The 16,710-nt window shown below is 38.9% G+C and carries 11 protein-coding genes; 7 read left to right on the plus strand and 4 right to left on the minus strand.

Features of this window, described 5'->3' with window-relative positions:
* The first annotated feature begins 356 nt into the window (after positions 1 to 356).
* The 4 genes from AC504W_RS10635 to AC504W_RS10650 all read left to right on the plus strand — a co-directional run bounded on the left by AC504W_RS10635 (position 357) and on the right by AC504W_RS10650 (position 8,605).
* Positions 357 to 6,335 (plus strand): nSTAND1 domain-containing NTPase, encoded by a 5,979-nt coding sequence (locus AC504W_RS10635; protein ID WP_494879613.1) that lies wholly within the window; start codon positions 357 to 359, stop codon positions 6,333 to 6,335.
* A 352-nt stretch (positions 6,336 to 6,687) separates the two neighbouring features.
* Positions 6,688 to 7,050 carry a hypothetical protein gene (locus AC504W_RS10640; protein WP_494877699.1) on the plus strand — a complete coding sequence of 121 codons (363 nt, stop codon included), beginning with the start codon at positions 6,688 to 6,690 and terminating at the stop codon, positions 7,048 to 7,050.
* A 39-nt stretch (positions 7,051 to 7,089) separates the two neighbouring features.
* Positions 7,090 to 7,311 (plus strand): hypothetical protein, encoded by a 222-nt coding sequence (locus AC504W_RS10645; RefSeq protein ID WP_494877700.1) that lies wholly within the window; start codon positions 7,090 to 7,092, stop codon positions 7,309 to 7,311.
* Between the two features lie 280 nt (positions 7,312 to 7,591).
* Complete coding sequence (locus tag AC504W_RS10650) at positions 7,592 to 8,605, plus strand: ferritin-like domain-containing protein (protein ID WP_494877701.1); 1,014 nt, start codon at positions 7,592 to 7,594, stop codon at positions 8,603 to 8,605.
* Between the two features lie 269 nt (positions 8,606 to 8,874).
* On the opposite strand, the gene cysE is transcribed toward AC504W_RS10650, so the two are convergent.
* Complete coding sequence (gene cysE / locus AC504W_RS10655; protein ID WP_494877702.1) at positions 8,875 to 9,609, minus strand: serine O-acetyltransferase; 735 nt, start codon at positions 9,607 to 9,609, stop codon at positions 8,875 to 8,877.
* Between the two features lie 510 nt (positions 9,610 to 10,119).
* On the opposite strand from cysE, the gene AC504W_RS10660 reads away from it, so the two are divergent.
* Positions 10,120 to 10,575: an RrF2 family transcriptional regulator gene (locus tag AC504W_RS10660; RefSeq protein WP_096575894.1), complete on the plus strand. Its 456-nt coding sequence runs from the start codon at positions 10,120 to 10,122 to the stop codon at positions 10,573 to 10,575.
* A gap of 89 nt (positions 10,576 to 10,664) precedes the next feature.
* Positions 10,665 to 11,612 carry a cysteine synthase A gene (gene cysK / locus AC504W_RS10665; RefSeq protein ID WP_494877703.1) on the plus strand — a complete coding sequence of 316 codons (948 nt, stop codon included), beginning with the start codon at positions 10,665 to 10,667 and terminating at the stop codon, positions 11,610 to 11,612.
* 555 nt (positions 11,613 to 12,167) lie between these two features.
* On the opposite strand, the gene AC504W_RS10670 is transcribed toward cysK, so the two are convergent.
* Positions 12,168 to 12,851 carry a cadmium resistance transporter gene (locus AC504W_RS10670; RefSeq protein ID WP_494877704.1) on the minus strand — a complete coding sequence of 228 codons (684 nt, stop codon included), beginning with the start codon at positions 12,849 to 12,851 and terminating at the stop codon, positions 12,168 to 12,170.
* Positions 12,852 to 12,874: 23 nt separating this feature from the next.
* Between AC504W_RS10670 and AC504W_RS10675 the strand changes: the two genes are divergently transcribed.
* Positions 12,875 to 13,537 (plus strand): cadmium resistance transporter, encoded by a 663-nt coding sequence (locus AC504W_RS10675; protein ID WP_494877705.1) that lies wholly within the window; start codon positions 12,875 to 12,877, stop codon positions 13,535 to 13,537.
* A 24-nt stretch (positions 13,538 to 13,561) separates the two neighbouring features.
* Here AC504W_RS10675 and AC504W_RS10680 read toward each other — a convergent pair whose 3' ends face one another.
* Positions 13,562 to 14,359: a sulfite exporter TauE/SafE family protein gene (locus AC504W_RS10680; protein ID WP_494877706.1), complete on the minus strand. Its 798-nt coding sequence runs from the start codon at positions 14,357 to 14,359 to the stop codon at positions 13,562 to 13,564.
* Positions 14,360 to 14,977: 618 nt separating this feature from the next.
* The gene (locus AC504W_RS10685) at positions 14,978 to 16,582 is read right to left on the minus strand and encodes a hypothetical protein (protein ID WP_494877707.1); all 1,605 of its coding nucleotides are present in this window, start codon (positions 16,580 to 16,582) and stop codon (positions 14,978 to 14,980) included.
* Positions 16,583 to 16,710: the final 128 nt, after the last annotated feature.

Below are 16,710 nucleotides of genomic sequence, written 5' to 3' on the forward strand. Positions count from 1 at the left end.
CTCCGTTGCGGAGAGAAGTTGCGTGCGGGGGTTTCCCCCGTTGAGCAAACTTCGGAGGGTTCCCCCCGTTGTAGCAACTGGCGTGAGAGGAATGGAAGTGGGGTTTCAAAAATAAGTCGCACATCGCGTTAGTTATCCAAGTTCTATTGTAGAGACGTTGTATACAACGTCTCTACAACAACCAATAAATTGCATCTTCATCAAGAAATGGTATTAGGGGCTAAAGCTAGGGGCTAGATAACTTCTTTGTCTCTAGCTTTTTTAGTTGCACGACAGAGCTAAAATGCTTCCAATTGTTTTACCTAACACCAAGATAAATTTTAGTTGCGCTTCACATTTCACCCTTGACACTTCAAATGAACACTTTTGAAATTATCATTCAACGCAAATCAGGAGATAGCTGGCCGATTGTGGTCGAATATAGTCGGCCAGGGATACTTTTACCACTGCGTGCGGAAGGTAATCTCCAGCTAACTGAGACAGATTTACAACAACTATTAAGCTTACAGGGACAACCACAAAAATACGGCACATTCTTGGGGAAAGCTTTATTCCAAGATGAAATCCGTGATGCTTTTACTGCTGCTATCCGCGAGAGTGACGACTGTTTGCGGGTTTTGCTGTTTATTGAAGCTGTAGATAAAGAACTGCGAACTCTGCGCTGGGAAAGGTTATGCGCTCCTTTAGATGAAGGTTGGCAAATGTTAGCACTTGATCAGCGAGTGCCTTTTTCTTTATATATTCCCGCCACCACAGACCGCCGCTTTCCGCCTATTGGACGGCGAGATTTACGCGCTTTAGTATTAGTAGCAAGTCCCTCGGATTCTAAAAAGTATCAATTAGATTTGTTTGATGTGGAAGCTACTGTAAAAAGTGTGCGTTCTGCCTTGGGTGATATTCCCTGTGATGTCTTGGCAAATGTTGATGGGGCGATTGGTTTACCTACTTTAGATGAACTTTGTACTCAATTAACTGATAGAACAAAGCAGTATACATTACTACACTTTGTTAGTCACGGCAAATTGCTAGACAATGGCGAAACAGTTCTGTATTGGTCAAAGGCTGATGATACAGTTGAGCCAGTTACAGCCACGCGCTTGTTAGATAGAATGCGCTTATTACGCGGCGCGAAGGGACTACCGCATTTTGCTTTTCTTTGTACTTGCGAAAGCGCCCATCCAGATGCGGAAGCAGGATTAGGTGGTTTAGGGCAGCGTTTGGTGCGAGACTTGGGTATGCCAGCAGTCATAGCAATGACAGAGAAAGTCACTGTTAAGACAGCCCAAGCTTTAGGAGAACATTTTTATAAACAACTGCGAGAGTCTGGGGAAGTAGACACAGCGCTACAAGAGGCGGCGGCTTCTTTAGCAGAAAGACAAGACGTAACAGTTCCGGCTTTGTTTAGTCGGTTGGGCGGAAGACCGCTATTTAGTGACCAACTTGATAGAAACTTGACAACGGCAGAAATAGAGTTTGGTTTAGAACAATTAAAAAAATTATTGTTAGAGCGATCGCCTATACTTTACCCCAAGCTGCACACCCCAGCACAACAATTAATCAATACTTTTGGCACAGATAACACAACTTTAAGTCCCCAAGCTAACCAGGAACGGGAACAAGCTTTAATTGAAGTCAACAATTTGGCGCTGGAAGTTCTCGATTTGAGTTTTAATGCTGTTGCTTTAAATAAGCAATTACCTGTTTACGATAGCCGTTGTCCATTTTTGGGTCTGTATCCTTTCCGTCAACAAAACCGCGAGTTCTTTTTTGGGCGAGAACAATTAATTTCCCAACTCCAACAAAAACTAACTGAACATAACTTTTTGGCGGTGTTGGGTGCGTCGGGTAGTGGTAAATCATCAGTTGTGTTAGCGGGGTTAATTCCTACTCTGCAAGAAAAGCAACCTGGTTTAGCCTTGGCTTATCTTACCCCCAGCAATAACCCCACGGAACAATTACAAGTCAGTTTAGCGGCGGTGCAGAATCAACCGTCAATTATTGTAGTTGACCAATTTGAAGAACTTTTTACTCTGTGTAGCGATGAAACTCAGCGCCTAGAATTTATCCAGCAATTATTAAATTTAACCAAGCAACAACCCGTAGTTGTCACCATGCGGGCAGATTTTTGGGGTGAGTGTGCAAATTACCGCCAACTTAAAGAGTCAATGGAGTCTCACCAAAAATTAATCGGGACGATGGACTCGGCGGAATTACGAAAAGCGATGGAAATGCAAGCCGCACAGGTGGGTTTACGCTTTGAAGCTGGCTTGAGTAATACCATTTTAGATGATGTGCAAGGCGAACCAGGGGCAATGCCATTGTTGCAACACGCTTTGTTAGAGTTGTGGAAACGCCGACATGGGCGGTGGTTGCGGGTTTTAGAATATGAAGCAATTGGGGGAGTGCAGAAAGCGATCGCCCAAACTGCCGATGAAGTTTACAATAGTTTGTCAGCGGATGAACAAGAACAAGTCAAAAATATCTTCATCCGGTTAACTCGCTTAGATGAAAACGCCGTTCAAGGTGAAAGGCGCAGAGACACACGCCGCAGAGTTGGTTTAGAAGAATTAATTCCCGCTGGCGACAAGCAAGCATTAACTAAAAATCTCTTGAAGCGGTTAGCTGGTGAAGGTGCGCGACTGATAGTAGTTAGCGTAGACTCAGCCACATTTCAAGAAGAAGTTGAAGTCGCCCACGAAGCCTTAATTCGCTACTGGCCGAGGTTGATTACATGGTTAGATGAAAACCGTGTAAGTTTGCAAGTGCGCGAAACAATTCGTCAAGCAGCTTTAGAGTGGGATAAGCAACAAAAAGACGAAAATTATCTTGCCCATCGCGGCGGTAGATTACAAGAAGCCCAAGAACTATTACAACAATCGGGATTTTTAAATCAAATTGAATCAGAATATGTCTCTGCTTGTGCAGCATTTCATTTACGCCAAGAAAAAGAAAAAATCAATCGTCGCCGTCGGGATATTACCACAATCTTTATTATCAGTGGCGGTACAATTATCACCTTGATTATTACAGGGTTGCTAATTAAATCATTAGACCTATGGCACAAAGGAGAGTTGAATGAAACTAAGGCTAGTAGTTTAAATTCTTTGGCACTGTTTAATTCTCATCAAGAGTTAAAGTCAGTTATTTTAGCAATTAAGGCAGGTAAAAAACGACAGGCACAAAATAACTTTAAATTGTTATTTTCCGAACCATTATCACTGATTCATCCTCCAGAACCATTAAAAGAAATCCTAGAAACAATTAATGTAGGCAAAAGCAAGCAAAAGCTAGATCAATCTCAACCTGTAGTTATCGAAGCTTTGCAAAAGGCAGTATATCAAATTAAAGAACGCAATCGCCTAATTAAACATGAAGCTGCTATTCAAACAATTGCTTTTAGCCCTAATGGCCAAATTATAGCCTCTGGTAGTGTTGATAAAACTATTAGACTTTGGGATTTACACGGTAAAGAGTTAAAAATTATCCGAGAACATCAAGCTACTATTACAAGTCTTGCGTTTAGCCCTGATGGAAAAATTCTTGCTTCTGCTAGTGAAGATGGTGAGGTAAAAATCTGGAACGTGGAACATTTAGATGATAAAAATAAAAATTTAATCTCAAATAAAACTTTAACGGAAGATACTGTTACAAAAATTAGCTTTACTCCTAATAGTCAAAAATTAATTATTTCTGGTTTGTTTGATGTCAAAATTAAGGACTTAAAAGAACTGGATAAAGAAGGAATATCGCTGATAGAGAAAGAAAACAATATAGAGGAAGAAAGCAATAAAGTTATTACAAGTGTATCCCTAAGCCCAGATGGTAAAATATTAGCAATTGCCAAGGCAAAAGATACAAATTTTAGTTTTGATGATACTCCTCTTCAAGATAGTACTATAGAACTTTGGAGTTTAGAAGATGAACCCAAAAAAATCACTAAATTTATTGCAGCCCAGAAAAATACAATTTCAAATGTAGTTTTTAGTCCAGATAATAAAACTTTAGCTTCTGCAAGCTTAGATCATGTAGTAAAAATTTGGGATTTAAAACAATTAAAAAGTAAACTTCAAAAAACTTTCAAGCCGCCAATTAATACTCAAGAGAACGGTGAAGATATTAATATTGCTACAGATTTATTAGCCTTTAGTCCAGATAGTCAAACTCTGGCTTATGGTGATAACAAAACTGTTAAAATATGGAATTTAAATACTGAAAAATTACAAACTAGTTTAAATGGTCATCAAGCTGATGTTAATAGTGTTGCTTTTAGCCCTGATGGTGGAACTTTAGCCTCAGCAGGTGGAGACAATACTATTATTCTGTGGAACTTAGATGGCAAACTTTTAAATACTCTTACAGGACATGAAGCCGCAGTTAATCATGTTACTCTCAGTCCTAATGGTCAAATTTTAGCTTCTGCCAGTGATGATAATACAGTCAAACTTTGGGACTTAAATGGCAAACTTCTACATACATTAACAGGCCACAAATATGCGGTTACAAATATTGCTTTTAGTCCCGATAATCAAACTTTAGCTTCTACTAGCACTGACAATACAATCATTCTCTGGAACTTAGATGGTAAATTAATACATAAGCTGACAAAAAATAACTATTCACTGACAAATCTTGTTTATAGTCCTGGTGGTTATATTTTAGCTTCTGCTGGTAGTGATAATAATATTAATCTTTGGGATGTAAATGGTAATTTGTTGCACACTCTCAGAAGTCATAAGTATGCAATTACCAGTGTTGTTTTTAGTCACAAAAATAAAATTATAGCTACAGCCAGTAAAGACAAAACCATTAAACTCTGGAATTTTCAAGGCGAGTTACTACAAACTATCAAAGATAATCAAGCAGCCGTTACAAATATTGCTTTTAGCCATGATGATAAAATTTTAGTTTCTAGCAGCGAAGATGGCACGCTTAAACTTTGGAATGTACAGAAAAATAAACTATCACCATCATTGATTAAACCTCAATATCATTTAGCGACTGTTACAAGTCTAGTCTTTAGTCCTGATGATAAAACTGTTATCTTTGGCAGTGTAGATGGGACTATTAAACTTTGGGATATGCAAGGTAAAAAGATACGTAATTTAACAGGGCATCAAGCGGCTGTTACTAGCATTGTTTTTGATTCTAAAACTAACACTTTTGCATCCACAAGCGAAGACAACACAGTTAAATACTGGAACTTAAATGGCACAATGCTGCAAACTTTTCGAGGACATCAAGCAGCAGTGACTAGTGTTGTTTTTCATCCTTACAAAAGAATGTTGATTAGTGCTAGTAAAGATAAAACCATTAAATTTTGGAAGCTAAACAAAATTGGGCAAGTTCTCAAGCATTCAGACACAGTGACAAGTGTGGTTTTTAGTCGGGATGGTAAAACTTTAGCCTCTGGTGGTTATGATAAAAGTATTAACATTTGGAAATTAGATGGTACAGAACCAACATTGGTAAATTCTATTTCCCCATCTTTTAAAGATGCCAAAATAATTACAAAAATAATTTTGTCTGCTGATAGTAAACATTTAGTCGCAGCTACTAATGACAAAAATATTTTTTTCTGGCGTTCACATGGCAATGACTCACAAAAAGTAGATATAAATTTAAATGATGAGCATAAAGGTTTAGTTACTAGCATTGCTCTTAGCCCTAATGGTAAAACAATTGCCTCTAGTAGTAGCGATAAAACTATTAAACTTTGGGATTTAAACGGTAAGCTTATAAAAACATTGTCTGATAAAAGTGAAATTACACAAGTAGTTTTCAGTCCTGATGGTCAAAACTTAATTCTTATTAGTAATGATAAAACTATCAAATTTTGGGATTTAAATGGTAAACTTGTAAAAACATTGTCTGATAAAAGTGAAATTACACAAATAGCTTTTAGTCCCGATGGCCAGACACTTGCTTCTATTAGTAATGATAAAAATATCAAACTCTGGAATTTAAATGGTAATCTTTTACATACTCTAAAAGGACATGAATCAAAGGTAACAAGTGTAGTTTTCAGTCCTGATGGTAAAACTTTGGCTTCTAGTAGCAAGGATAAAACTGTTAAACTTTGGGATTTAGATGGTCGTCTTTTAAACACATATTTTGGTCATGAGGCTCTCGTTACAACTGTGGCGTTTAGTCCCGATGGCAAAACTCTGGCTTCTGGTAGTTGGGATAATACTGTGCGATTGTGGAATATTGAAGAAACTGACTTAAATAAGTTGCTGGCTAGTGCTTGTGAATGGGTAAAAGATTACTTAGCTAATAGTGATGATGTAGAAGGAAGCGATCGCAAAATCTGCAATGATATTTCTCTAGCTCAATAAAGCTGGTCGTTTAGTGGTTTATTGAATTTGGACGGACGTTTCTTGATTCCGGGCGGACGTTTCTTGAATTTGGACGGACGTTTATCGAATTTGGACGGACGTTTATCGAATTCGGGCGGACGTTTCTTGATTTCGGGCAGTTGTTTCTTGATTCCGGGCGGACGTTTCTTGAATTTGGGCAAATACCAAGAATTTACACAGGTATACTCACCATTTTTGTAATAAATAATTCAATTTATACTGAATATTGCGGGTGTCAGGTCACTTGAGTTTTGTCTATCTTGGTGCTGTACAGATCAGGTTAGAAGTCAGCTTTTATCCTGGCACATCATTAAAAACAGCAAAGTAATTTATGTCACGTCCAAAACGCGGCTCTAAAACACTTGATAAAGCACAACGTCGGATTGCGGCTTTAAAATCAATCAATTCTACCTTAGACTTAGGCAATGGAGTTTCAATTGAATACTTTGCAACTGCTATCAAAACAACGCAAGACAAATTAGAAGCATATAATTCTAGCCTTTCTACTGTAGATATGGCTCAAGAAGCTTTAGAACTTGCAGAAAAGTCACTAAATGAACTTATAGAACATACGTTACTCAGTGTAGCTGCCAAGTATGGCAAGAATAGCAATGAGTACAAAATGGCTGGGGGCGTTCGTCGAAGCGATCGCAAGCGTCCTATGCGAAAATCTAAAAAAGAGGCTGCGGCTTAATACAACTGTTAACACAGAAGGGGAAAACTCTCCCCTTTTATGCTGCATATATTTAGTGATCAACTAGATAGAGACTTGACTAACGCCGAAATTCAATATGGTTTAGAGCAATTTGAGAAATTATTGTCAGAACGCGCCCCTTACCGTGAGTTAAAAGAACTTATGGAAGCCCGACAAAAACTGATTGCGCTAATAGATGGGGCGAAATTGCGAAAAGCAATCAATGGAAATGCAAGCTGCACAGGTAAGTTTGCGATTTGAACCAGGGTTAAATAATACCATTCTTGATGATGTTCAAGCTGAACCGGGGACAAGGGCTTGGCGCAAGATTATCTCCAGAATAACCCGGCAGTAGAAGAAAGCGATCGCCATTTGTGCGATAACATTCACAGTCCTCAATAAATCTTGACTTTAAATCTACCAAATTATCAGTACTATCACTGAACTCTGAATGATCAAGCTAAAGCTATCCTGTAGCCGGAATATACGGTAATTTCCGTGTATTGACTGATTTCTTACAATAAATAGTCAAGGCGCATCTATGAGTTTCACTACAATCAAGAACACTTCAATTTCTGAGCTTTTACAAACTGAAAGTGCAAACAGAGATATTGATTGGCTCAAAAGTAGTTTAAATGCAGCTATAGAACTAGAGTTAGCTACTTTACCACCATATCTTTGTGCGTGGTGGTCTATTAAAGATTTAGGTGCGTCTGCTGCTGGGTTAATTCGCAGCATTTTGATGGAAGAAATGCTGCACATGGGATTAGTCGCCAATATGTTAACAACTATTGGCGGTACACCAAGAATCAGCACAGTTTTACCAAGCTATCCCAGCGGTTTGCCAGGAGGTGTAAGACCTGGTTTAACTGTATATTTAGCAGGTTTAAGCAAAACTTATTTAGAAGAAGTTTGTAAGCCAATTGAACTTCCTGAAAATCCCATTCCTATTAGCTTTGCCAAAGAAACCTTTGCTACCATCGGTGCTTTTTATGATGCCATCCTTGGAGCATTTCAAGATTTACAGCCAACTATGACTGGCAACAATCAGCTAACTAATGGTGGTTACGATGTTGGTGGTCATGCACTATTTGCGATAAAAACACTGGCTGATGTAGAGAAAGCAATTACCGAAATTAAAGTACAAGGAGAGGGAACTTCTCTATCACCAGATGCAGAAGGATTTGGTGATCAACTAGCCCATTATTATAAATTTGATGAAATTCTTCAGGGTCGGGAAATAAAGCAAATTGATGGACAGTGGAAATATGCAGGTGAGGTTATTCCCTTTCCCGATACATACCCAATGGCGCAAGTTCCTCAAGGTGGTTGGACAAATCCATCTGAAGAAGTTCGCACACTTTTAGATGAATTTAATAATGCTTTTAAATTAGTCTTAGATAACCTCGAACTTGCCTGGACTACTGGCGATGAATCTAAACTTGGTCAAGCAATTGGTCTAATGTATAATTTGCAAGGTTCTGCTGTTAAACTTATGCAAATTCCCTTACCTGATGGTAGTGGTAATTATGGCCCAGATTTTCTAATTTATTAATATTTAACGCGGTGTGCAACTTTATTTCAAACCTAACCCCCAACTTCTTCCCTACCAGGGAAGGGGAGTAATACTCAAAGCCTCTTTCCACTGCGGGGAGAGGTTTAGAGAGGGGTTTTGAGAATAAGTCGCACATCGCGTTATTGAGATAATTAAAATTTGGTCTTGCACAATTAAGGAGTGATGTTTATGGGATGGGTTTGATTACCCGTCCTTATTTTTTGCCAAAAAATATTTAGAGACGTGATAAATCACGCCTCTACTTTTGACTAAATGCCTGCACCATCGAGAAAGTCTTCAATTACAGAATCGCTATTTATTTTACTGTTGTAGAGTATTTCCAGTTCATTATGTACATCAGTTGGTAATTCTAATGCTGGCTGAGTTTCTAATTGTTCTAACTGTTTTTCAAGATTTTTAACCCGTTCAAATAGCGCGCGAATTACTTCCGCTTCTACGTCTCGAACTTTATGATGCGCCAGCGCATCAATATTTAGATTATTTTGCCGAGTCACCCGTCCGGGAATCCCGACAACGGTGCTGTTACTAGGCACATCACGTAACACTACAGAACCGGCTCCAATACGGACGCGATCGCCTATATTAATATTGCCTAAAACTTTCGCGCCAGCGCCGACAACTACATGGCTACCGATAGTGGGATGGCGTTTACCGCTTTCTTTACCAGTACCACCAAGAGTTACACCTTGATAAATTAACGCATAATCACCAACAATTGCTGTCTCACCAATTACCACACCCATTCCGTGGTCAATAAATACTCCTTTACCAATCACTGCACCAGGATGTATCTCTATTCCCGTAAAAAACCGACTGAGATGAGATATAAACCTAGGGAGAAAAGGAACACCTTTTTTATACAGCCAGTGGGATAAACGATGCAACACTAGAGCTTGGAGTCCAGGATAGCAAAATAATATTTCCAGCCAGTTACGGGCGGCGGGGTCGCGCTCATAAATTGTTCGCAAGTCAGTTAATAGCATACTCTTTTGAGGTTGTAGTTGATGGGAGAAGAAATAGGGTCACTGCCGGAAGCAGGGGAGAGGGAAAACCCCATACATAAATTTAGGAGCCTTTTACGTGGGCGGCTTTCCCACGCCACTTCCTTCAACGGGGGAACGCCCACAACGGAGTGGCTCGACTTAAGCAAACTGGCGTGGGCTTGTATTCCTGTTGGCAGGGGAAAACTTGAATTCTTCCCCCTTACCGCCTCCCCTCCTTCCCCTGCTCCGCTGCCCCCCTGCTTTTTGTTTGTCAAGGCTGAGGCCGATTTTGGGTAGATGCGGTAAAAATCACGAAACCAAAATAATTCCTGTGAAAGATGAACTCATTTGCCGCATTTTGTAAGATAATCTACGGTAAGGCGATAGGTTTATGGTTATTAGTCTTTGATAAATCGGATGCTATCACATCCAACACCAAGACAAAATTAATTTCGCATAAAATGCGAAAAAGCCATCGATTAACCGTAGTATTTTGATTGAGTACAAATCTTGAATAGCCAAAATTACGCTCTCCTGGATCTGTCTTCCAAAGTTGAATACGCGCTCCTAGCACTTTTAGAACTGGCTAACCACCATGAAAAAAAAGTACCTCTGACTATGAGCGAAATCACCTCTAAACAACCTATACCTGAGCGCTATTTAGAGCAAATTCTCACCAATTTGCGGCGTGCAGGTGTGGTACAAAGTCAACGTGGCTCAAAAGGTGGTTTTGTGTTGGTTCGTGAGCCTTGGCAAATTACTGTGTTGGAGATTGTTACTTTAGTAGAAGGCGAACGCAAAGAGAAAGAACACTCTGAAGCGCCGACATTAGAAAGACGTTTAGTGTATGAAATTTGGGATCAAGCTAACGTGGCTTCTATGGATGTTTTAGGCCGCTATACACTCCAAGATTTATGTCAAGAAAGAGAAGCTCGTTTACAGCAGAGTCCAATGTATTACATCTAGTCAATAGTCAATGGTCAATAGTCCAGAGTCAATAATTTTTTAACCACTAACATTGATTTTTGAATGTCTTTAACAAAAGGAGTGTCACTATGCGAATAGCGCAAGATATTACGGAGTTGATTGGACAAACACCTTTAGTCCGATTAAATAAGATTCCCCAAGCTGCTGGTGCGGTTGCAGAGATTCTCGTGAAGCTAGAAAGTATGAATCCGTCTGCTTCTGTAAAAGACCGAATTGGCATCAGCATGGTGACAGCAGCGGAGGAAGCAGGCTTAATTCATCCTGGAAAAACTACTTTAGTTGAGCCTACCTCTGGTAACACAGGAATTGCGTTGGCAATGGTGGCGGCTGCTAAAGGCTACCATCTTATTCTAACGATGCCCGACACTATGAGCCAAGAAAGACGAGCAATGTTAAAAGCCTATGGCGCACAACTGGAGTTAACTCCTGGTGTAGAAGGAATGCGCGGCGCGATCGCCCTGGCGGAAGAAATTGTCGCCAAAACTCCCGATGCTTATATGTTGCAACAATTCCGTAACCCTGCTAACCCCAAAATCCACGCCGAAACCACAGCCCAAGAAATTTGGGCTGATACCGACGGAAAAGTAGATATCTTAGTGGCGGGAGTTGGTACTGGTGGGACGATTACCGGAGTTGCAGAAGTTATTAAAAAGCGCAAGCCAAGTTTTCAGGCGATCGCCGTTGAACCAAGCAACAGTCCTGTACTCATCGGCGGAAAACCAGGGCCACACAAAATTCAAGGTATCGGCCCAGGATTTATCCCAGCAATTTTCCGCCTAGAACTAGTAGATGAAGTTATTCAAGTAACCGATGAACAGGCGATGGCTTATAGCCGACGTTTAGCCAAAGAAGAAGGATTACTCTCAGGAATTTCTGCTGGCGCTGCTTTATATGCTGCAATTGAAATCGCCAAACGACCAGAAAATGCTGGGCGTTTGATTGTGATGGTACAGCCTAGCTTCGGTGAACGTTACCTCAGCACCCCGCTATTTCAACAATTAGATGAGAGTGAATAGGGGAATCAAATTTCATGCCTGATTTAATATCTTTAGATCCATTTAAAAACAGTAGGTAACGGCTAAATCTAAAACAATTACCTTCGATAATTCAACAGAATTCATGAAACACACTTTTCTTCGTTCCATATCTCTAACAATGAATTTAATTTTGTCCAATTCCCGATTAATCACAAGTTTAGAACTTACGCACCAAAGTTAGTTATTGATAATGGTTTTCAGGGTTTAGAGCGTACTGGCTTGAAACACTTATACACCTGTGTTCTGCTCTAAACCCTTGGTTTTTCGTTTCATTTTATTAGACCTCTTGCATAAATCAGATTATGCCTACTAAACAAGCGAATTTTCTGTAACTCTTTGCGCCTTTGCGCCTTTGCGTGAGACTTAAAATTCGTGTTTTATAACATTCGTGCAAGAGGTCTATTAGGTATAGAGTCATACCATTTCACGAAAAAAGATACAAATTCATAGATTTTTCATTCTTTCCCCTTGCTCCCTGCTCCCTGCTCCCTGCGGTCTATTTGTATCAAAATTAAAGTTGAAAGGTATCAAGTCTTACTTTGCTTCGTCTTTTCTTATCAAAACTATTAAGCAACAACAACTTGCTGCTAATTTGATTAAACTTAAAGCACCAGTATTTAAGACAATAAAAATACCTAAACCCATTAAAATAAAAGGGATGAGATGATTAATATAGCGAGTTAAAATTTCTGCGATCGCTTTTTGATGAGTTAATTTATATGCTGTGTAACATAAAACTCCCAATAATAGAAAAAATACTCCAATAATTACCCAAAAATTCGCTAATTGACTACTAGCAAACAAAGGTATATACACACTAATATTATCACTACCGTTAGCAATAGTTACTGCCGCTACAGTGTAACTCTGGGGTGCAATAAAACTAGGAATATACTCATCTGAAGATAGAAGATTTTCCCCTACGAACTCTTCTGGTGATTCATCTTCAGGATTAATCAAACTACTAATACCGATAGCAATAGGAATTAATCCCAATAAACCCGTCCAATTTGCCCCTATAACAAAACCGCCAAATAAACCAGATAAACTCAAAATTATCAGTACAATAAAACCTAAATACTGCCCCACAAAAATATGTTGCGGTCGAAAATTAGCATTAGTTTGCGAAAACAATAGTAGCAAAATCACAATATCATCAATATTAGTGGCGATAAATGCAACTACACCTGTGCTAATTGCAGTAATTAACTCATTCATTTACTTTTGACGAAAAATTCAGCATGAGTAATCTAGGTACATCTTTTATTGAAGGGATAGTCGCCTTCAGCGCTACCAATATCGATGACATCATGATTTTGCTACTTCTCTTCTCTCAGGTAGATGTTAATTTTCGACGGCGGCATATCATATTTGGTCAGTATCTGGGGTTTTTAGCTATTATCATTGCCAGCTTACCAGGATTTTTTGGTGGTTTGGTTGTACAACGAGAATGGATAGGATTATTGGGCATATTACCAATAGCGATCGGTTTAATGCAATTACTCAATCGAGAACAAGAAGCTATCGAAATTCAAGCAGTAAACACTGAATTTAAACAGCATTCACCAGTTAATTCTGTATTATCTTTAATTTTGAGTATTCTGCATCCCCAAACTTATAAAGTTGCAGCGGTAACAATTGCCAATGGTGGAGATAATATTAGTATTTATATTCCCTTATTTGCTGGTCAAAATGTTGCCAGCTTGGGAGTAATTTTAACTGTATTCTTTTTAATGGTAGGAGTTTGGTGTACTGTTGCTTACTGGTTAAGCCAACATACTACCATTGCTTATTTCTTGAGTCGCTACGGTAAAATTATTGTACCTTTTATTTTAATTGGCTTAGGTTTATTCATTATGTACGAAAGAGGTACATTTAGCCTATTACCTTGGGTTAATCGTTAATAGTGATTGTCTATTTTACATTCACTAAGCTTGATAAACTAACTTCCAACTCACCATCATCAATATTGCATAAATAATAAACCGCAGTGGGCGTTGAGGAGTAATTTGGCAGATTTTTGCACCTAATAATACTCCAGGAACAGAGCCTAACCATATTGGTAATACTAAGTTCCAATTAACTGTACCTAAGCTAAGGTGTCCGAGGGAGGTAAAGAACAATAAAATTGCTGCTTGTGTAATATCTGTACCGACTAACTTACGTGCATCGAGACGGAAAAAGCCTATTAGTACCAAGGCAAACATAGAACCGGAAGAGACGCTCGTCAGCCCTACCAAACAGCCTAAAATTGCCCCTAAAAGCATTGTTAAAAAACGCCCTACATTGGTGTTTAAGTCTAGCTTTGGCAGTTCTGGCAAAGTGAGCTTAGGAAAGAAAGTTAAGAGTAAAAGTTGTACCAGCGCCAATACAGTAATTAATAAAATTGTTACTCCTAATAAGTGCAGCAAAATACTATCTAGGTTCTGCTCTCCAGTGTGCTTGATGTAGTGTAATATTCCTACACCAAATAGCGAACCAGGAACGCTACCTAATGCCAACCACTTGACGACTTCAGTGTCTAAAGTTTGTTGTTGCCAATGCTTGACGCTACCAACTACCTTCATTAAGGTGGCGGCTACAACGTCGGAACTGACGGCAATTGATGGTGGAACCTGAAAAATAAATATCAACATTGGGGTAATGAGAGAGGCTCCACCAATTCCTGTTAAACCCACAATGATGCCCACCAAGAAGCTTAATACTGGCAGTAATAAATAATCCATACTCCTTCCAAAAATGCGGTTTGCTAGTCAAATCACATCTGTCTACAGCAGCGCAGGAGAAACTACCGCCAAGTACCTTGCCTAGCACTTGGTGGTAAGTGATAATCCTTGTTGAAGATGAAGAACAGATTTTTTACAGTGCTTTAAGCAAAGAACTGTAAGCCGACTGGTTTACCGTATTTTACCTATAAACATGATCAAACGTCTAGCCTAGTCTGACTATATGTAGCGAAAAGACCAGATTTACTTCGGCTAGACTAAAATTACCAAAATTTTTGGTATTAAATCTGTCCAATTCTCACTAAAATAAGTGGAATTTATGTTTTTTAAATACTTTCTGCACTATAGTTCCCCAAAGGAATGGGCGTTCGCTCTTAGCATTACCGCAGGGTACGGTTGTTCCCCCCAGATTTTTCACATCTGACTGCTAGAACACCAATTTAGTAATCCTGGAAGAACCTCTCCCCCAACCCCTCTGTCTTGAAAAGTTTTGCGCCGGGAAACCCGGACGCGCAAACTTTTCGCTCCGACGCGGAGAGGGGAGTTGAGCTACCTGACAGGTGTAGGTTTTTGATGAGTGAATCGATGCTTTAAAGTTTGATGTTTTTCAATTCTGTGCTAATAGGTGTTTTCTCCTTCAGTAGTCGGTTTAGAAGTAGTCTCTGGGGGTTTTTTACCGGAATTACGTACATTGACCACCTTACTGAGTAAGTCGAACCAAAAAGGCGCACCCATCGAAATCGCAATTCCACTGATGAACCAACCAGCAACCATTGTTAAGTAGTTTGTGATAGAAGATATGCTAGATTTGCCACTATTAGTTGCTTTTGGCAGTTGCTGGTCTAGGTTAACTGGGTTCCAGCCAATTGGTAGAGAGATATCTGTCAAAACTTCGTCGGTAGCTTTTTTGAGTGATTGTAAATCTTGCGATGTATTAACTTCTACAATTTGTCCTGCATTATTCACAATGGCTGTGCGGATAGCTGTGTCTTTCGATAATCTACTGACTATGTGAAATGTATCTGCATTAGCGAGAATTGCGATCGCAAAACCAATTAACAGCGCCACACCTTTAGCATTACGCTTGTAAACACCAGAGGCTCGTTCCATTGAATTATTGAAGGTTTGCTCAATTTCTCGACGTAATATATTAACGCCGTCCTCCGTTGACTTGGCTTTGAGTTGAGCGCGTCTTGCTAATGTCGCCATGTTACCTACAACAGACGGCGGTAGTTTTTGACTGAACTGTTCTAATCTTTGGCTGATGTATTGAAATGTCTGGTATGCTTCGCTGTCTTTATCTTGAAACTCATTGATAAACTCTTGCTGAATGTCACTACCAACACTAATTAATTGCACAACTTCGTTAATATTCGGACGCAAGCCTTTTAAACAGATTGTCTGTTCAATATCATCAAAAATATCGGCTCTTAAAACTTTTAATCGCTGGAGAGTATTACTAATTAATTCATGATCAGGCATATCGGCTGCAAAACAGCCGATATATTTATCAAAACTCTTAGCCATACGATTAAGACTAGTTAATAAATCTATTTTATCTTTCTGAAAATCGACAATAATCAGTTTGAAACTAGCTTCTACAGTGTTATTGAACTCATCATGAGTGTTTTCTAAAAACTGTCTGACATGATCATCAGTATTATCTATTTTTGCTGATAATCTTGATAGGATAGTTTGAATTTCATCTAATTGCTGATGTGTAAAATTTATCAATCTTGATTCTGTTAATTTTTGGACTAACTTTGGCAATCCTAATGTATCCATCAGAGTTGTAGCAAAAGTATCAGCAGGTATATAAGAAGGCGCACTGTGCTTTTGCTTTCTCACATCCTCTTTACCATTTCTAATATAGCCAAAAATACTTTTTGTTCTTTTTTCTCCGGGTGGGGTAAATTTATTTAGCAGAGAAGATAATAACCAAATAAACTTTCGAGGTAATACAGTTAAAAATCCTTTGGCTTCTTGATTGACGCTTTGCAGTAAGGGATGATTATATAAGTCATTGACTAATTGAAGTACATTATCATCGTCTGATTTACTGACATCTCCTGCTATGAGAATTTCGATGGATTTTTTTAAGTGAACAGCCCGCCATTGCAAGATTGTTGTAATTAATTCCTGTATTTCTGAAGCTAATAAACTTAATATTAAGTAAATAAATATTAATCCAATTGTTATATCTAGTATAAAAGGTAGATTCATTGATGTTTCCTAACGAGTAATTTGCACACCTGTTTGGTAACAGTTGTATCATTTTTATCAACCAATGAGTGTTAAATAAAGTGAAAAAAATAGTATGCTTGGTCAAAAAAATTATCGCTAATCAGAGA

This window comes from Nostoc sp. C96 (assembly GCF_059384975.1).